Below are 17,094 nucleotides of genomic sequence, written 5' to 3' on the forward strand. Positions count from 1 at the left end.
ACATCCCATTGTTAAAGTTCAGCGTAACGCGCGCAACAGCGCATCGTTATCGGCACCATCGGCTACCTGAATATCCTGCCAACCCAATCCTGCGGCCAGGGTAGCCAAACGTTCACTGACGACGATCAGTCGGCAGTTGAGCAGCCATTCCTCGCGATCGATCGCGGGGAACAGCGAAAAAAGCTGTTGTAACATTTCTCCACTGGTCACCACCAGCACCGAGACGCCGCGATCGCGCCATCGCCGGCCTTCTGTCGCACCGTTATAGTGTTTCTGACAGCGCTGGTAGCAGGCGGCAAACGACACCTCTGCGCCGCGTTGCGTTAAGGTCTCCGCCAGCAGCTCCCGGCCAGGGTTACCGCGCAAAATCAGCGCACGCTTATGGGCGACCTGCTGCAGCGTGTTTAACTGGATTAACTCTTCACTGGTTTCATGCGCATGTGGCCAGGTCACCTGCTGACCACTGACGGTATGGAACGCCAGCGCAGTAGATCGACCAATTGCATAATAGTCCAGCCCGGCGGGCCACGCTGTGACAGCGTGTTGAGCGTAGTGGATAACCTGCTGCGACAGGATAAAAACCAAATCGCCAGGTTGCAGTTCGGCTAACTTTTGCGGCAGATGAGGCAGATCGACGCCCGGCGCGAATTCAATCAGCGGCAGGCTCCAGGCCTGCTTACCCAGCGCATGCAGGCGTGATACCAGCTCTGCCGCGGCGGGTTCCGGACGCGTCACCAGAATGGTCATGCCGGCGGTTGCCCCTGGTAAACTTCACGCAGGATTTCACGCGCGCCGCCGTTCAGCAGCTCATCGGCAAGTGAAATGCCCATCTGTTCTGCCTGATCGCGCGGCCCACGGCGCTCGCCGCTGACCATCACGCTGCCATCCGGCGCACCGACCATGCCACGCAGCCAGAGCTCATCGCCTTCCAGCACCGCAAAGCTGCCGATCGGCACCTGACAACCGCCTTCTAAGCGGGTATTCATGGCGCGCTCTGCTTTGACGCAGACGGCGGTGTCATCGTGGTTTAACGCCTGCAACAGGCTGATTAAGTGGCTGTCGTTCAGACGGCATTCAATGCCGACCGCGCCCTGGCCGACCGCAGGCAGGGAGACATCCGCCGGCAGGGCCTGACGGATTCGGTCTTCGAGTCCGAGGCGTTTCAGCCCGGCGACGGCCAGAATAATGGCGTCATAATCGCCGGCATCGAGTTTGCCGAGTCGGGTACCGACATTACCGCGCAACGAACGGATCACCAGGTCCGGACGACGAGCGCTAATCTGACACTGACGGCGCAGGCTGGAAGTGCCGACGACCGCACCGTGCGGCAGGGCATCAATAGAGTCATAGTGATGAGAAACGAACGCATCGCGCGGATCATCGCGCTCACAAATGGTGACCAGACCCAGACCGGCAGGGAAATCGACCGGCACATCTTTCATTGAGTGCACCGCCATATCGGCCCGGCCATCCAGCATTGCCTGTTCGAGTTCTTTGACAAACAGCCCTTTGCCGCCCACTTTTGCCAGCGGCGTATCAAGGATAATGTCACCTTTAGTGACCATCGGCACCAGTTCAACCTGCAGGCCCGGATGAGCGCTCATCAGGCGTTGCTGTACATAATGTGCCTGCCATAATGCCAGCGGGCTTTGTCTTGTAGCAATTCTGAAAATTTTGTCTAACATGCTGTTAACCATTTTGATCGTTCACTGAATATCCTATCATCTATGGGGGAATGCTGTCAGTTTCAACGGATTGAAAACGGCCTGCTCGCGGATTAGGCCCGATTTATCAAGTCTCATTTGATACCGGTGCTGAAAAGGCGGGAAGCCAGTAAGAACGTGCTAAACTGTTAAGTAGCGCAACTTTCTTTACGGTCAATCTGCCGAGTGTTAGATTGATCACGTTTCCAGCAATAATCTGCCCACTTTTTCACTTTATAAGCGGCAGATGGTGGAAACAGGGTGCTTAAACACTGGGACAATCAGGCGAAACGTCTTGTACCTCTACATTGAGACACTGAAACAGAGACTGGATGCAATCAACCAGCTGCGCGTCGATCGTGCACTGGCTGCCATGGGACCCGCTTTTCAGCGCGTCTACAGTCTGCTGCCAACCTTATTACATTATCAACATCCGCAGATGCCGGGTTACCTTGAAGGTAGCGTTCCACATGGCATCAGCTTCTTCACGCCTGATGAAAATCAGCGTCAGCTACTGGCCGATTTGACCGGCGACAGCGACCTGCGCCTTGCCGATGCGCCAAAAGGCGAAATGCCGATCACCGCGATTTATTCGATGGGCAGCACTTCGTCGGTCGGTCAGAACAGCGTGTCGGATCTCGACATCTGGGTCTGTCATCAATCCTGGCTGGACAATGAAGAGCGCCTTAATCTGCAGCGTAAATGTACCATGCTGCAGAAATGGTGCGTCTCCATGGGCGTGGAAGTGAGCTTCTTCCTGATCGATGAGAACCGTTTCCGCCATAACGAAAGCGGTAATCTGGGCGGAGAAGATTGCGGCTCGACCCAACACATTCTGCTGCTTGATGAGTTTTACCGTACTGCGGTGCGCATGGCGGGTAAACGCATTCTGTGGAACATGGTGCCCGGCGAAGAAGAGCACCATTATGACGACTACGTGATGTCGCTCTACGCCAAAGGTGTGTTGACGCCGAATGAATGGCTCGATCTGGGCGGCCTTGGCACGCTGTCGGCGGAGGAGTACTTCGGTGCCAGCCTGTGGCAGCTGTATAAAAGTATCGACTCGCCGTATAAAGCGGTGCTGAAAACCCTGCTGCTGGAAGCTTACAGCTGGGAATATCCGAATACGCAACTGCTGGCGATGGACATCAAACAGCGCCTGCACGACGGCGAAATCATCTGCTTCGGGCTTGATCCCTACTGCATGATGCTGGAACGCGTCACGCATTATCTGACCAGCGTGGACGATCAGCCACGTCTCGATCTGGTGCGCCGCTGTTTCTACCTCAAAGTGTGCGAGAAACTCAGCACCGAAGAGCATCAGCATCGCACCGGCTGGCGGCGTGAAATTCTGTCGCAGCTGGTGAAAGAGTGGGGCTGGGATGACGAGAAAATTGCCATCCTGGATAACCGCGCAGAGTGGAAAATCGAGCGGGTGCGTGAAGCGCACAACGAACTGCTGGATGCGATGATGCAGAGTTATCGCAACCTGATCCGGTTTGCCCGCCGCAACAATTTAAGCGTCAGCGCGAGTCCGCAGGACATCGGCGTGTTGACCCGTAAACTGTACGCCGCGTTTGAAGCACTGCCGGGCAAGGTTACCCTGGTCAACCCACAGATTTCGCCCGATCTTTCTGAGCCGAACCTGACCTTTATTCATGTGCCGCCAGGCCGGGCCAACCGCGCGGGCTGGTACCTGTATAATCAGGCACCGGACATGGACTCGATCATCAGCCATCAGCCGCTGGAATATAACCGCTATCTGAATAAGCTGGTGGCGTGGGCGTGGTTCAACGGTCTGCTGACCCGCAAAACCCGGCTGCACATTAAAGGCAATGAGATCTGCGATCTGGCGCGTCTGCAGGAGCTGGTCAATGACGTCTCCAGTCATTTCCCGCTTCGCCTGCCGGCCCCGACGCCAAAAGCGCTCTACAGCCCGTGTGAAATTCGTCACCTCGCGATTATCGTCAACCTCGAGCACGATCCGACCTCGGCGTTCCGTAATCAGGTGGTGCACTTCGACTTCCGTAAGCTCGACGTGTTCAGCTTCGGCCAGCAGCAACAGTGCCTGATCGGCAGTATCGACCTGCTCTACCGTAACTCGTGGAATGAAGTGCGTACGCTGCACTTCAGCGGCGAACAGGCGATGATCGAAGGGCTGAAAACCATTCTTGGCAAGATGCATCAGGATGCCGCGCCGCCCGATACGGTTGAAGTGTTCTGCTACAGCCAGCATCTGCGCGGGCTGATCCGGACCCGCGTGCAGCAACTGGTGTCGGAATGCATTGAGCTGCGGCTCTCCAGTACGCGACAGGAGCCGGGCCGCTTCAAAGCGCTGCGCATGGCCGGCCAGACCTGGGGTCTGTTCTTTGAACGCATGAGCGTTTCGGTACAGAAGCTGGAAAACGCCGTCGAATTTTACGGCGCGATTTCCAATAACAAGCTGCACGGCCTGTCGATCAAGGTGGAAACCAACCAGACGCCGCTGCCGCCGGTGGTTAACGGCTATGCCAGCGAAGGCATCATCCAGTTTTTCTTTGAAAACACCACCGATGAGCGCGGTTTCAACATCTATATTCTTGATGAGACCAACCGGGTCGAGGTTTATCATCACTGCGAAGGCAGCAAAGAGGAGCTGGTGCGTGACGTTAGTCGTTTCTACTCGTCGTCGCACGATCGCTTTACCTACGGTTCCAGTTTTATCAACTTCAACCTGCCGCAGTTCTATCAGATCGTGAATACCGGTGAACGTTTCCAGGTGATTCCGTTCCGCAGCCAGACGCTGACGCAGCTGTGCGCCTCGCCACCTGACAACGACAACGGCGACTATCAACCGCGCTATCAGGTGCATTGAACCCGATCGGCCGCCTGCCTGTTCAGGCGGCCGTCATCTGCCCGGCCTGACACTCTGCTCACGCTATTTGCGGGGATTTCCTGTTGCTTTTCCAACTTCAACTGCGATGATAAGCATCCAGGTAAAGGACATGAAGAGCATAAAGAATGAAGAAAGTGATAAGCCTGTTGGCGATGGCGCTGGCCGTGACCAGCCTTGCCGGTTGTGGTCTGAAAGGGCCGCTTTATTTCCCGCCGAAGGACCAGCCGAAAAAGCAACAAGCCCCGACTGAACGCCAGAAAGCAGACGCCTCTAAAGCGGATGTGAACGGTCTGGTGACCGGCGATTCGAGCGCGCAAGCGAACTAATATCATGGCTTATCCGGCGGAGCTAAAAATGCAGTTCTCCAAAATGCACGGTCTCGGCAACGACTTTATGGTGGTCGATGCGGTGACGCAAAACGTCTTTTTCTCGCCGGAGTTGATCCGCCGGCTGGCCGATCGTCATTTGGGGATCGGTTTTGATCAATTGCTGATCGTTGAGCCGCCATACGATCCCGATCTCGATTTCCACTATCGCATTTTCAATGCCGATGGCAGTGAAGTCGCGCAGTGCGGCAACGGCGCGCGCTGCTTTGCCCGCTTCGTTCAGCTGAAAGGCCTGACCAACAAAAGCGACATTCGCGTCAGCACCCAAAATGGCCGGATGGTGCTAAGCGTCACGCCGGACGATCAGGTGCGCGTCAACATGGGCGAACCCAACTTTGAGCCGCAGCAGGTGCCGTTTCGCGCCAATAAAGCCGAGAATCTCTATCTGCTACGCGTGGCCGAGCAGACGGTAATGCTCGGGGCGGTTTCGATGGGCAATCCCCACTGCGTTATTCAGGTCGACAGCGTGAAAACCGCGCAGGTTGAACTGCTGGGGCCGATTCTGGAAAGCCATGAGCGCTTCCCGGATCGCGTTAACGTCGGTTTTATGGAAATCATCAATCCGGAACACATTCGTCTGCGCGTGTATGAACGCGGCGCAGGGGAAACGCAGGCGTGCGGCAGCGGAGCCTGTGCTGCCGTTGCGTGTGGCATTCAGCAGGGTATTCTGGCGCCGAAAGTGCGCGTTGATCTGCCCGGCGGAACGCTGCATATCGCCTGGAAGGGGGCGGGTCAGCCACTCTATATGACCGGTCCCGCCACACATGTCTACGATGGGTTTATTCATCTATGAAAAATATCGAAGAGCAGGCGGACAGTACGGTCCTGCTGGACGATCAGGCCGTCAGTGATTATCTGCGGCAAAATCCCGATTTCTTCATCCGCAATGCCCGCCAGATTGAACAGATGGCGGTGCCGCATCCGGTGCGTGGCAGCGTGTCACTGGTTGAGTGGCACATGGCGCGGCAGCGTAACCATATCCAGCAGCTGGAAGAAGAGATTACCCTGCTGATGGAACAGGCTACCGCCAATCACGAGCTGTTTGACCGCTTGCTGGCGCTGCAAAGCCATCTGGCGGCGGCCGATTCGCTGCAGGAGATGCTGAACCGCCTGCACCGCTGGGCGCGTGAACTCGGCCTGGCCGGAGCCAACGTGCGGCTGTTCAGCGATAAATGGCAGCTCGGTGCGCCTTCGGATTTCTTCCAGCTTAGCCTGTCGCGTCAGGCCTTTGAGCCGCTGCGCATCCAGCGCTTCGGCAATCAGCATCACTATCTGGGCAATATCAATGGCCCGGAATTATTGCTGCTGCTGCCGCAGGCGAAAGCGATCGGTTCGGTTGCGATGTCGCTGATGGGCGAAGCCGGCGATCTCGGCGTGCTGATCTTCAGCAGCCGCGACAGCCAGCATTATCAATCCGGCATGGGTACTTTGCTGCTGCAGCACCTGTCGCAGATGATGCCTGATTTGCTGACCCGCTGGATTGAACGCGCATGAGCAGCGCGCTGCAGGAGGCCGTCGACGGATTTCTGCGCTACCTGAAGGTGGAGCGCCAGCTTAGCCCGCTGACCCAGAGCAGCTATGCCCGCCAGCTGGCGGCGCTGGTTGCGATTGCCGATGAGATGAAGCTCGGTGCCTGGACGCAGCTTGAACCGGCGCAGGTGCGCAGCATGGCGGCACGCAGTCGTCGCGCCGGTCTGGCCGCCAGCAGTCTTGCATTACGCCTCTCCGCGCTGCGCAGCTTTCTCGACTGGCAGGTCAGCCAGGGTTTGCTCAGCGCGAACCCGGCGAAAGGGGTGATGACGCCGCGTAAGGCGCGCCATCTGCCGAAAAATATTGATGTGGATGATGTAAACCAGCTACTGGAGATCGATCCCAGCGATCCGCTGGCGGTGCGTGACCGCACCATGCTGGAAGTGATGTACGGCGGTGGTCTGCGTCTTTCTGAACTGGTGAATCTGGATTGTCGGCATGTCGATCTCGATTCCGGCGAAGCGTGGGTGGTGGGTAAGGGCAGCAAAGAGCGGCGTGTGCCGATTGGCCGCACCGCGGTCAGCTGGATCCAGCACTGGCTGCCGCTGCGCGCCAGCTTTGGCGGCCAGGATGACGCGCTGTTTCTCTCTACGCGCGGCAACCGGATTTCGGCGCGTAACGTGCAAAAGCGTTTCGCCGAATGGGGCATTAAGCAGGGCGTGACCAGCCATATTCATCCGCATAAACTGCGGCACTCGTTTGCGACCCATCTGCTGGAATCGAGCGGTGATTTGCGCGCGGTGCAGGAGCTGCTGGGCCATGCCAACCTCTCGACCACCCAGATTTATACCCATCTCGACTTTCAGCATCTGGCTTCGGTCTATGATGCTGCGCATCCCCGGGCCAAACGAGGAAAGAACGAATGAAGTTTTATCGTCCGCTGGCTGCCATCAAAGCCATCACCTTTGACCTTGATGACACGCTGTATGATAACCATCCGGTGATCCGCCGGACCACCGCTGAGTCGCATGCGGCGTTACAGGCCTTTCATCCGGCGCTGCGTGATTTTACGCCGCAGGCTTACCAGGCACTGCGCGATGAGTTGCTGCTGCGCGAACCGGAAATCTACCATGATGTGTCGGAGTGGCGTCGGCGTTCTGTTGAGCTGGCGATGCTGAACATCGGCTTGTCTGCTGCTGAGGCGACGGCCGGCGCGGAGCAGGTCATGGCGGTGTTTCATCAATGGCGTAGCCAGGTTGAGATGCCGGATGAGACCCATCAGACGCTGAAAATGCTGGCGGAGAAAGTTCCGCTGGTGGCGGTTACCAACGGCAATGCCTGCCCGGAAAAAATGGGCATTGCAGAATACTTTCGGTTCACGCTGCGGGCGGGGCCGGATGGGCGTGCGAAGCCGTGGCAGGATATGTATCAGCGGGCGGCACAGCGGCTTAACATTGCTCCTCAGCACATTCTGCACGTCGGCGACGATCTCACCACCGATGTGGCAGGCTCGTTGCGTTGCGGTATGCAGGCCTGCTGGATTAACCTGCGTCAGGGTAACCTGATGCATATCGCCGATGCGCGTCTGTTGCCGCATGTCGAAATTTCGCAGTTGGCATCACTCACCTCACTGCTATAATGGCTGTAAATTTATCCAGTCGTCTCCCTTACTTTCGCGCTGCGGCCGTGGCGGCAGCCGGGTGTTTTCCCGCCGCAGGCCGGACACTCACAGCCGTCGCCTGGCGTCAGGCGTAATAGATCGGGCGACGACCTTTTTTCTTTGGTAAACGGGGCTTATGGACGTTTCTGAACTGCTCGACGGTTTGAATGACAAACAGCGCGAGGCCGTTGCGGCACCGCGCAGTAACCTGCTGGTGCTGGCAGGCGCGGGCAGTGGAAAAACGCGGGTGCTGGTCCATCGCATCGCCTGGCTGCTGTCGGTCGAAAACTGTTCACCTTATTCAATTATGGCGGTGACCTTTACCAACAAAGCGGCGGCCGAGATGCGTCACCGTATCGAGCAGCTGATCGGCACCAGCCAGGGCGGCATGTGGATCGGTACCTTCCACGGCCTGGCGCACCGCTTGCTGCGAGCCCACCATCTGGATGCCAATCTGCCGCAGGACTTTCAGATCCTCGACAGTGAAGACCAGCTGCGCCTGCTTAAACGCCTGATCAAATCGATGAATCTTGATGAGAAGCAGTGGCCGGCGCGTCAGGGTATGTGGTACATCAACGGCAAAAAAGATGAAGGTCTGCGGCCAAAGCACATTGAAAGTTATGGCAATCCGGTCGAGCAGACCTGGCTGCGCATCTATCAGGCCTACCAGGAAGCCTGTGACCGGGCCGGTTTAGTCGACTTTGCTGAACTGCTGCTGCGCGCCCATGAGCTGTGGCTCAATAAGCCGCACATTCTGAATCACTACCGCGAACGCTTCACCAACGTGCTGGTGGACGAATTCCAGGATACCAACAACATTCAGTATGCGTGGATCCGCATGCTGGCGGGCGACAGCAGCCGGGTGATCATCGTCGGCGATGACGATCAGTCAATCTATGGCTGGCGCGGGGCGCAGGTCGAGAACATCCAGCGCTTCCTGCAGGATTTCCCCGGCGCGGAAACCATCCGTCTGGAGCAAAACTATCGCTCAACCAACAACATTCTGAAGTCCGCCAACGCCCTGATCGCTAACAATAACGGCCGTCTGGGTAAAGAGCTGTGGACCGACGGCAGCGACGGCGAGCCCATCTCGATCTACTGCGCCTTCAATGAGCTGGACGAAGCACGCTTTGTGGTAAACCGCATCAAGACGTGGATGGAAAACGGCAACGCCCTGAATGATTGCGCCATTCTCTATCGTAGCAACGCCCAGTCGCGTGTGCTGGAAGAGGCGCTGCTGCAAAGCAGTATGCCGTACCGTATTTATGGCGGTATGCGCTTCTTCGAACGTCAGGAGATCAAAGATGCGCTCTCTTATCTGCGTCTGATGGCCAACCGCAATGATGACGCGGCGTTTGAGCGCGTGGTCAACACCCCAACGCGTGGCGTGGGCGATCGTACGCTCGACGTGGTGCGCCAGACCGCGCGTGAACGGCAGATGACCCTGTGGCAGGCAACGCGCGAACTGCTGCAAACCCGCGCGCTGGCCGGCCGGGCCGCGTCGGCGCTGCAACGTTTCTGTGAACTGGTCGATTCGCTGGCGACGGAAACCGCAGAGCTGCCGCTGCACGTCCAGACCGACCGGGTGATCAAAGACTCCGGTTTGTGGCTGATGTACGAGCAGGAGAAAGGCGAAAAGGGTCAGGCGCGAATCGAAAACCTTGAGGAGCTGGTGACTGCCACGCGCCAGTTCAGCTATCAGGATGAAGATGAAGACTTAATGCCGTTGCAGGCCTTTTTATCGCACGCGGCGCTGGAGGCGGGCGAAGGCCAGGCTGATAAATGGCAGGATGCGGTGCAGCTGATGACGCTGCACTCGGCGAAAGGGCTGGAGTTCAGCCAGGTATTTATCGTCGGCATGGAAGAGGGCATGTTCCCAAGCCAGATGTCGCTGGATGAAGGCGGCCGGCTGGAAGAGGAGCGTCGACTGGCTTACGTTGGCGTGACCCGCGCGATGATCAAGCTGACGCTGACCTATGCCGAAACCCGCCGACTGTATGGTAAGGAAGTGTATCATCGCCCTTCGCGTTTTATCGGCGAGCTGCCGGAAGAGTGCATTGAAGAAGTGCGCTTACGCGCCAGCGTCAGCCGTCCGGTGAATCACCAGCGGATGGGCGCGCCGGTGAGCAAAAATGACAGCGGTTTCGCGCTCGGCCAGCGGGTTCATCACGCCAAATTTGGTGAAGGCACCATCATTAATCTGGAAGGTAGCGGCGAGCACAGCCGCCTGCAGGTGGCTTTCCAGGGGCAGGGAATCAAGTGGTTAGTGGCGGCTTACGCCAAACTGGAAACCCTGTAGCTGCGGTTGACGACATTTTCGTCTCAGCGTAACATGCGCCCACTATTATCATGAGAGGACAATGCCTTGGACACGCCCAGTCGATGCTGGCTCAATAACCTGGATAACAGGAATAACATCTAAGGCTACCTCTCTACGCGGGTAGCCTTAGCGGTTATCAGCGACCTCCCTTTTCTAATCCCGTCGCACGAGTCAGCACTGATTTACCTTTGAAACTGTGTTTCCGTGTTCAGGTTGCCCGTTCCGTTTAGTGAACGGCGGAATGCCTTGTCCCATTTAGTCTGCAATGGGGAGTATTGCTATGCTGAGCGCATTTAAACTGGATCACAGCCGCCTGACGCGTCTGGAGCTGGAAGACGAAAACGACAAACTGACCACCTCCGTCTGGGTCGATCTGATCGAACCGGAAGAGGGCGAGCGTGACCGGGTGCAATCTGAACTCGGCCAGAGCCTGGCCACCCGGCCAGAGCTGGAAGATATCGAGGCCTCGGCGCGCTTCTTCGAAGATGAAGATGGCCTGCATATTCACTCCTTCTTCTTCTATGAAGATGCTGAAGATCACGCCGGTAACTCCACCGTGGCGTTCACCATCCGTGAAGGCCGTCTCTATACGCTGCGTGAACGCGAACTGCCGGCCTTCCGGCTCTATCGCATGCGAGCCCGTAATCAGACGCTGATCGACGGCAATGCGTTTGAGCTGCTGCTCGACCTGTTTGAAACTAAAATCGAACAGCTGGCGGATGAGATTGAGAATATCTATAGCGCGCTGGAAAAACTGAGCCGGGTGATCATGGAAGGTCAGCAGGGCGAAGAGTACGATCTGGCGCTGTCGCGTTTAGCCGAACTGGAAGATATCGGCTGGAAGGTGCGTTTGTGCCTGATGGATACCCAGCGCGCGCTCAACTTCCTGGTGCGTAAAGCGCGTTTGCCGGGCAATCAGCTGGAGCAGGCGCGTGAAATCCTGCGCGATATCGAGTCGCTGCTGCCGCATAACGAATCGCTGTTCCAGAAGGTGAACTTCCTGATGCAGGCGGCGATGGGCTTCATCAACATCGAGCAGAACCGCATTATCAAGATCTTCTCGGTGGTTTCGGTGGTGTTCCTGCCGCCGACGCTGGTCGCCTCAAGCTACGGAATGAACTTTGAGTTTATGCCAGAGCTGAAGTGGAGCTTTGGTTATCCCGCCGCGATTGGCCTGATGATTCTGGCCGGACTGGCGCCTTATCTCTACTTTAAACGTAAGAACTGGTTATAAAGCAGGCAGCGGGTCGTCTGAGACGGCCCGTTTTGCTGGTCCCCGTCTGCATTTCTGCGTAATCTTACCCCCTCTTTTTACAAATAATTAACTTCTTATGGATGCACTCTCGTTGCGCGCGCAGTGGACACTGCTGTTATTCAGCTCGGTGCTGTTGGGCGGCGTGCTGCAATTTTTTCATCTGCCCGCCGCGCTGTTGCTGGGACCGATGATTGTCGGTGTGGTGATGGGGCTGTCAGGCGCGACAATGCGCATTGATAAACGGCTGTTTCTGCTGGCGCAGGCGGTACTGGGCTGCATGATTGCGCAGAGCCTTTCGCCCTCTATTCTGACTCCGCTGATTCAGGACTGGCCGGTGGTGCTGGCGGTGCTGCTGCTGACGCTGGCGGCCAGCGGCCTGTCAGGCTTTCTGCTGGTCCGCTTCAGTCATCTGCCCGGCCCGACCGGCGCATGGGGATCGTCACCGGGCGGCGCATCGGCAATGGTCGCGATGGCTGGCGATTTCGGTGCCGACGTGCGGCTGGTGGCATTCATGCAATATCTGCGGGTGCTGTTTGTCGCCACTGCGGCGGCGCTGGTGGCCCGGATCGGACTGGGCGATGCGGCCCATAGCGTTTCGCTGCTGTGGTTCCCGCCGCTGAATCGCGGTTTTGCGGTAACGCTGGCGGTGATGCTGACTGGAGCATGGCTCGGGACCCGGTTGCGCATTCCTTCCGGTGCCTTATTGCTGCCTGCCCTGGCGGGTGCGGCGCTGAACACCAGCGGGATGGCGATTTTGCAGGTGCCGGAATGGCTGCTGGCGCTGGCATACGCGCTGATTGGCTGGAGCGTCGGCCTGCGCTTCACCCGGCCGGTATTTTTGCTGGCTCTGCGCACGCTGCCGCAGATGCTGGCGTCGATTTTTGGCTTGATGCTGCTGTGTGGCGGACTGGCGTGGATGCTGACGCGCGTACTGCACATCGATCTGATGACGGCTTATCTCGCCACCAGCCCAGGCGGACTGGACACGGTGGCGATTATTGCTGCCGGAACCCAGGTCAATATGGCCTTTGTGATGGCATTACAGACGCTGCGGCTGTTTACCATCCTGCTGACCGGTCCGGCAATGGCGCGCTTTATCTCACGCTATGCGCGGCCGGCCACGGAATGAAAATGCCACCGCATCACAGACAAACACCAGCAGTGCCAGCCAGATAAAGCCAAAAGTCACCATTTTGTCTGGCGTGATGGTTTCGCCGTAGAACACCACCGCCAGCACGAACATCAGCGTCGGGCCAAGATACTGAAAGAAGCCGACGGTAGAGAGACGCAGGCGGCTACAGGCGGCAGCGAACAGCATCAGCGGAATGGTGGTGACAATACCTGCCGCCACCAGCTTCAGGTTCAGGCTCAGCGGGTTGGCCGATAAATGGCTGGTGGCGCTGTCGGCAAAACCAAACAGGTAGATGGCTGCCAGTGGAAACAGCCACAGGGTTTCAATCAGCATCCCGCTCTGCGCATCCACCTGAATCTTTTTGCGTAACAGCCCATAAAAGGCAAAGCTCAGCGCCAGGCCCAGCGCGATAATCGGCAGCGAACCGAACTGCCAGAGCTGCACCAGCACGCCGACGGTAGCCAGCAGCACCGCCAGCCACTGTAGACGGCGAAAACGCTCGCGCAAAAACAGCATGCCGAACACCACGTTAATCAGTGGGTTAATAAAGTAGCCGAGACTGGCCTCCAGCATATGCTGGTTATTCACCGCCCAGATAAACAGCAGCCAGTTGCCGCCGATAGTGAGCGCGGTAAGCGCCAGCAGCAGCACTTTTTTCGGCTGGCGCAGGACGCTGTGAACGCCTGGCCAGCTGCGGGTCAGGGAGATCAGGATCAGCATAAACAGGGCTGACCAGATTACCCGGTGCGTCATGATTTCGGTTGCCGGAACATTTTTTACCAGCTTGAAATAAGCCGGGGCGATGCCCCAGATAAAGTAAGCGCCCAGTGCAAAGCCAACGCCCTGGCGAGTTTGTTGCGTATCCATGTCTGTCCTGTTGTCAGGCGAAATTAGCCGATCAGATAAGTGGCGGTGGCGGTAGCGATATAATCACCCTGCTGGTTATGCAATTCGACGCGGGCCACCGCGACTTTGTTACCGGCGCGCAGCAGGCTGCTGGTGGCGGTGAAGCGTTCGCCGCGTCCCGGACGCAAATAGTCAACGCGCATGTCGATGGTGCCCATGCGGGAAAGGCGCTGGCGCAGCTCCTCTTCGCTGATGCTCTCCTGGCGCGTCAGGGCATTGCTGACGCACACCATGCCCGCCGCGACGTCCAGCACCGACGCGATCACCCCGCCATGCAGAATCTGCTGGGCAGTGTTGCCGACCAGCATGGTTTTATTGGCGAAACTGATTTCGGCATAGTCGGCATCCAGCCGCGTCAGCTCCAGACCTAACGCCTGATTAAACGGCATGTGATAAACGAAAATTTCGCCAACCAGACGGCGAGCGTCCTGCTGCGTCAGCACAAGTGATGACATGATGAAGTGTCCTGAAAAATTCGGGCCAGAGGGGCGCGTAATGTTAATGAGTTGTGTATTCTATGCCGCTCGCGAGGGGGTTTCCAGTTTAAGAAATCAGCTCTCATCTTCACTGCCATTTGCGTGTAGAATGGCCTGCTTTTTACGACACCCTTTCAGTAATTTTTACTACGCAGCGCTCACCGGAGAATTTTATGCGTAAGCATCGCGCCTTGCTGGCGGCTATGTTATTACTTCCTGCACTGGCGCAGGCGGACGAAGCTCAGGTTAAAGAAGTGCATGACGCGCCGCAGGTTCGTGGCAGCATCATCGCTAACCTGCTGGAGAAGCATGATAATCCGTTCGTCCTCTATCCTTATGAGAACAACTATCTTCTCTACACTTACACCAGCGATCTCAATAAAGAGGCGATCTCCTCCTACAACTGGGCAGAAAACGCCCGTAAGGATGAGGTAAAATTCCAGCTCAGTCTGGCATTCCCGCTGTGGCGCGGTATCCTGGGCGATAACTCGGTGCTGGCTGCCTCATATACGCAGCGTTCCTGGTGGCAGTTGTCGAATCGCGGTGAGTCATCACCGTTCCGCGAAACCAACTATGAGCCTCAGATTTTCCTTGGCTGGGCAACCGATTATTCTTTTGCTGGCTGGACGCTGCGTGACGTGGAAGTAGGCCTGAACCATGAATCCAATGGCCGAAGCGACCCGACCTCACGTAGCTGGAACCGCGTTTATACCCGCCTGATGGCGGAGAACGGGAATTTCCTGGCGGAAATCAAACCCTGGTACCGGATTCCGGAAGGTGAAAGCAGCGATGATAATCCCGATATCACCAAATATATGGGTTACTACCGCGCCAAAGTTGGCTATAAGCTCGGCGACAGCATCTTTAGCGTTGAAGGCAACTATAACTGGAACAGCGGTTATGGCGGCGCGACCATGGCCTGGAGCTATCCGATCTCGGAGCATGTTCGCTTCTATACCCAGGTGTTTAGCGGCTATGGCGAATCGCTGATCGATTACGACCATCGTCAGACCCGTCTGGGTGTAGGCGTAACGCTTAACGACTTGTTCTAATCAATTACGTAAGACAGGAATAGAGTGGCAACCTCGGCAGTCCTAAATCAGGAAGCGCTGGCGCAGCAGGTATTGCAGGATACCTTCGGCTACCAGCAGTTTCGTCCCGGTCAACAGACAATCATCAACCAGGCGCTGAGCGGGCGTGATTGTCTGGTGGTGATGCCGACCGGCGGCGGTAAATCACTGTGCTATCAGATCCCGGCGCTGGTGCGCGAGGGGCTGACGCTGGTGGTTTCGCCGCTGATCTCGCTGATGAAAGATCAGGTCGATCAACTGCTGGCCAACGGTGTTGCGGCGGCGTATCTCAATTCGACCATGACGCGTGAGCAACAGCAGACGGTAATGGCAGATTGCCGTACCGGCCGGGTTAAGCTGCTCTATATCGCGCCAGAACGCCTGATGATGGATAACTTCCTGGAGAATCTGGCGTACTGGCAGCCGGCTATGCTGGCGGTCGACGAAGCGCACTGTATTTCTCAATGGGGTCACGATTTCCGACCGGAATATGGCGCGCTGGGACAGATGCGTCAGCGTTTTCCGGATTTGCCGGTGATGGCGCTGACCGCCACCGCCGATGAAACCACCCGCAACGATATCGTCAACCTGCTGCACATGCAGGATCCGCTGATCCAGATCAGCAGCTTCGACCGTCCCAATATTCGCTATACGCTGGTCGAAAAATTTAAACCTACCGAGCAGCTGCTGCGTTACGTGCAGGATCAGCGTGGTAAGTGCGGCATCATCTACTGCAACAGCCGGGCGAAGGTCGAAGATACCGCCGCGCGGCTGCAAAGTCGGGGACTGAGCGTCGGGGCCTACCATGCCGGCATTGACAGCGAGCAGCGCGCCCGGGTGCAGGAAGCGTTCCAGCGTGACGATCTGCAAATCGTGGTCGCCACGGTGGCGTTCGGCATGGGCATTAATAAACCCAACGTCCGCTTCGTGGTGCACTTTGATATCCCGCGCAACATCGAATCCTACTATCAGGAAACCGGGCGAGCGGGGCGTGATGGCCTGCCTGCCGAGGCGATGATGCTCTACGATCCGGCGGATATGGCGTGGCTGCGCAAATGTCTCGAAGAGAAAGCGCCAGGCCCGCTGCAGGACATTGAGCGTCATAAGCTCAATGCGATGGGCGCCTTTGCGGAAGCGCAGACCTGTCGCCGCCTGGTGCTGCTTAACTATTTTGGTGAAGGCCGACAGCAGCCGTGCGGCAACTGCGATATCTGTCTCGATCCGCCCAAGCGTTATGACGGCCTGGTCGAGGCGCAGAAAGCGCTGTCGGGTATCTATCGCGTCGGCCAGCGTTTCGGCATGGGCTATATTGTCGAAGTGCTGCGCGGCGCCAATAACCAGCGGATCCGCGAGCACGGTCACGACAAACTGCCGATTTATGGGCTGGGCAAAGACCAGAGCCATGAGCACTGGGTCAGCGTGTTACGTCAGCTGATCCACCTCGGACTGGTGACGCAAAACATCGCGATGCATTCAGCGCTGCAGCTGACCGAAGCGGCACGGCCGGTGCTGCGTGGCGAAGTGCCGCTGATGCTGGCGGTGCCGCGCCTGATTACCGCGAAGCCGAAGAGCAACAGTTCGGCGAAGTTTTATGGCGGCAACTACGATCGCAAACTGTTTGCCAAGTTGCGCAAGCTGCGTAAAGCGATTGCGGATGAAGAGAATATTCCGCCTTACGTGGTGTTCAATGACGCCACGCTGATAGAAATGGCAGAACAGATGCCGGTCAGCGCGTCAGAGATGCTCAGCGTCAATGGCGTCGGTCACCGCAAACTGGAGCGCTTTGGCAAACCTTTCCTGGTGATGATCAAAGAGCATCTTGATGATGAAGAGTAAAGGAT

16 protein-coding genes are annotated in these 17,094 nt (G+C 57.3%); 12 read left to right on the forward strand and 4 right to left on the reverse strand.

Going from position 1 to position 17,094, the window contains the following annotated elements; genetic code table 11:
- Nucleotides 1–18: 18 nt before the first annotated feature.
- Nucleotides 19–747, reverse strand: coding sequence for a uroporphyrinogen-III synthase (gene hemD / locus AC6I8I_RS00730; protein WP_312054759.1), 729 nt, complete (start codon nucleotides 745–747; stop codon nucleotides 19–21).
- Nucleotides 744–1,685: a hydroxymethylbilane synthase gene (gene hemC, locus AC6I8I_RS00735; protein WP_312054757.1), complete on the reverse strand. Its 942-nt coding sequence runs from the start codon at nucleotides 1,683–1,685 to the stop codon at nucleotides 744–746. The genes hemD and hemC overlap by 4 nt, the downstream gene beginning before the upstream one ends.
- 313 nt (nucleotides 1,686–1,998) lie before the next feature.
- Here hemC and AC6I8I_RS00740 point away from each other — a divergent pair, with 313 nt between their 5' ends.
- The 10 genes from AC6I8I_RS00740 (at nucleotide 1,999) to AC6I8I_RS00785 (ending at nucleotide 12,798) form a co-directional block, all read left to right on the forward strand.
- Nucleotides 1,999–4,557, forward strand: a complete 2,559-nt coding sequence (locus AC6I8I_RS00740; RefSeq protein ID WP_312054755.1) for a class I adenylate cyclase — start codon at nucleotides 1,999–2,001, stop codon at nucleotides 4,555–4,557.
- A 146-nt stretch (nucleotides 4,558–4,703) separates the two neighbouring features.
- Nucleotides 4,704–4,904 carry an LPS translocon maturation chaperone LptM gene (lptM, locus tag AC6I8I_RS00745; protein WP_031375042.1) on the forward strand — a complete coding sequence of 67 codons (201 nt, stop codon included), beginning with the start codon at nucleotides 4,704–4,706 and terminating at the stop codon, nucleotides 4,902–4,904.
- A gap of 28 nt (nucleotides 4,905–4,932) precedes the next feature.
- Entirely contained in the window at nucleotides 4,933–5,757 is an 825-nt protein-coding gene (gene dapF, locus AC6I8I_RS00750) for a diaminopimelate epimerase (RefSeq protein ID WP_312054752.1), read from the forward strand.
- Nucleotides 5,754–6,458 (forward strand): DUF484 domain-containing protein, encoded by a 705-nt coding sequence (locus tag AC6I8I_RS00755; RefSeq protein WP_031375040.1) that lies wholly within the window; start codon nucleotides 5,754–5,756, stop codon nucleotides 6,456–6,458. The genes dapF and AC6I8I_RS00755 overlap by 4 nt, the downstream gene beginning before the upstream one ends.
- A complete protein-coding gene (gene xerC / locus AC6I8I_RS00760) occupies nucleotides 6,455–7,360 on the forward strand; it encodes a tyrosine recombinase XerC (protein ID WP_497828240.1) in 906 nt (301 codons plus the stop codon). Before AC6I8I_RS00755 ends, xerC begins: the two co-directional genes overlap by 4 nt.
- The gene (yigB, locus tag AC6I8I_RS00765; RefSeq protein WP_312054747.1) at nucleotides 7,357–8,073 is read left to right on the forward strand and encodes a 5-amino-6-(5-phospho-D-ribitylamino)uracil phosphatase YigB; all 717 of its coding nucleotides are present in this window, start codon (nucleotides 7,357–7,359) and stop codon (nucleotides 8,071–8,073) included. Before xerC ends, yigB begins: the two co-directional genes overlap by 4 nt.
- Nucleotides 8,074–8,230: 157 nt before the next feature.
- Nucleotides 8,231–10,393: a DNA helicase II gene (uvrD, locus tag AC6I8I_RS00770; RefSeq protein ID WP_233985650.1), complete on the forward strand. Its 2,163-nt coding sequence runs from the start codon at nucleotides 8,231–8,233 to the stop codon at nucleotides 10,391–10,393.
- 66 nt (nucleotides 10,394–10,459) lie between these two features.
- Entirely contained in the window at nucleotides 10,460–10,516 is a 57-nt protein-coding gene (gene ysgD / locus AC6I8I_RS00775; RefSeq protein ID WP_409455982.1) for a YsgD/CorL family protein, read from the forward strand.
- A gap of 178 nt (nucleotides 10,517–10,694) precedes the next feature.
- Complete coding sequence (corA, locus tag AC6I8I_RS00780) at nucleotides 10,695–11,648, forward strand: magnesium/cobalt transporter CorA (protein WP_031375037.1); 954 nt, start codon at nucleotides 10,695–10,697, stop codon at nucleotides 11,646–11,648.
- A 97-nt stretch (nucleotides 11,649–11,745) separates the two neighbouring features.
- A complete protein-coding gene (locus AC6I8I_RS00785; RefSeq protein ID WP_046289561.1) occupies nucleotides 11,746–12,798 on the forward strand; it encodes an AbrB family transcriptional regulator in 1,053 nt (350 codons plus the stop codon).
- Here the strand turns inward: AC6I8I_RS00785 and rarD are convergent.
- Both rarD and AC6I8I_RS00795 read right to left on the reverse strand, forming a co-directional pair.
- Nucleotides 12,769–13,668 carry an EamA family transporter RarD gene (gene rarD / locus AC6I8I_RS00790; protein ID WP_312054739.1) on the reverse strand — a complete coding sequence of 300 codons (900 nt, stop codon included), beginning with the start codon at nucleotides 13,666–13,668 and terminating at the stop codon, nucleotides 12,769–12,771. The genes AC6I8I_RS00785 and rarD overlap by 30 nt on opposite strands.
- A 23-nt stretch (nucleotides 13,669–13,691) precedes the next feature.
- Nucleotides 13,692–14,162 carry a thioesterase family protein gene (locus AC6I8I_RS00795; protein ID WP_312054737.1) on the reverse strand — a complete coding sequence of 157 codons (471 nt, stop codon included), beginning with the start codon at nucleotides 14,160–14,162 and terminating at the stop codon, nucleotides 13,692–13,694.
- Nucleotides 14,163–14,356: 194 nt separating this feature from the next.
- On the opposite strand from AC6I8I_RS00795, the gene pldA reads away from it, so the two are divergent.
- Nucleotides 14,357–15,235 (forward strand): phospholipase A, encoded by an 879-nt coding sequence (gene pldA / locus AC6I8I_RS00800; RefSeq protein WP_031375034.1) that lies wholly within the window; start codon nucleotides 14,357–14,359, stop codon nucleotides 15,233–15,235.
- A 24-nt stretch (nucleotides 15,236–15,259) separates the two neighbouring features.
- Nucleotides 15,260–17,089, forward strand: a complete 1,830-nt coding sequence (recQ, locus tag AC6I8I_RS00805) for an ATP-dependent DNA helicase RecQ (RefSeq protein WP_312054735.1) — start codon at nucleotides 15,260–15,262, stop codon at nucleotides 17,087–17,089.
- Nucleotides 17,090–17,094 lie beyond the last annotated feature (5 nt).

This window comes from Pantoea sp. X-Soil-YNGN-775 (assembly GCF_059730575.1).

Excerpts from the sequence above, each read along its gene's own strand:
- hemD (WP_312054759.1), bottom strand. The coding sequence starts at position 747 with ATGACCATTCTGGTGACGCGTCCGGAACCCGCCGCGGCAGAGCTGGTA.
- hemC (WP_312054757.1), bottom strand. The coding sequence starts at position 1,685 with ATGTTAGACAAAATTTTCAGAATTGCTACAAGACAAAGCCCGCTGGCA.
- lptM (WP_031375042.1), top strand. The coding sequence starts at position 4,704 with ATGAAGAAAGTGATAAGCCTGTTGGCGATGGCGCTGGCCGTGACCAGC.
- dapF (WP_312054752.1), top strand. The coding sequence starts at position 4,933 with ATGCAGTTCTCCAAAATGCACGGTCTCGGCAACGACTTTATGGTGGTC.
- AC6I8I_RS00755 (WP_031375040.1), top strand. The coding sequence starts at position 5,754 with ATGAAAAATATCGAAGAGCAGGCGGACAGTACGGTCCTGCTGGACGAT.
- xerC (WP_497828240.1), top strand. The coding sequence starts at position 6,455 with ATGAGCAGCGCGCTGCAGGAGGCCGTCGACGGATTTCTGCGCTACCTG.
- yigB (WP_312054747.1), top strand. The coding sequence starts at position 7,357 with ATGAAGTTTTATCGTCCGCTGGCTGCCATCAAAGCCATCACCTTTGAC.
- uvrD (WP_233985650.1), top strand. The coding sequence starts at position 8,231 with ATGGACGTTTCTGAACTGCTCGACGGTTTGAATGACAAACAGCGCGAG.
- corA (WP_031375037.1), top strand. The coding sequence starts at position 10,695 with ATGCTGAGCGCATTTAAACTGGATCACAGCCGCCTGACGCGTCTGGAG.
- AC6I8I_RS00785 (WP_046289561.1), top strand. The coding sequence starts at position 11,746 with ATGGATGCACTCTCGTTGCGCGCGCAGTGGACACTGCTGTTATTCAGC.
- rarD (WP_312054739.1), bottom strand. The coding sequence starts at position 13,668 with ATGGATACGCAACAAACTCGCCAGGGCGTTGGCTTTGCACTGGGCGCT.
- AC6I8I_RS00795 (WP_312054737.1), bottom strand. The coding sequence starts at position 14,162 with ATGTCATCACTTGTGCTGACGCAGCAGGACGCTCGCCGTCTGGTTGGC.
- pldA (WP_031375034.1), top strand. The coding sequence starts at position 14,357 with ATGCGTAAGCATCGCGCCTTGCTGGCGGCTATGTTATTACTTCCTGCA.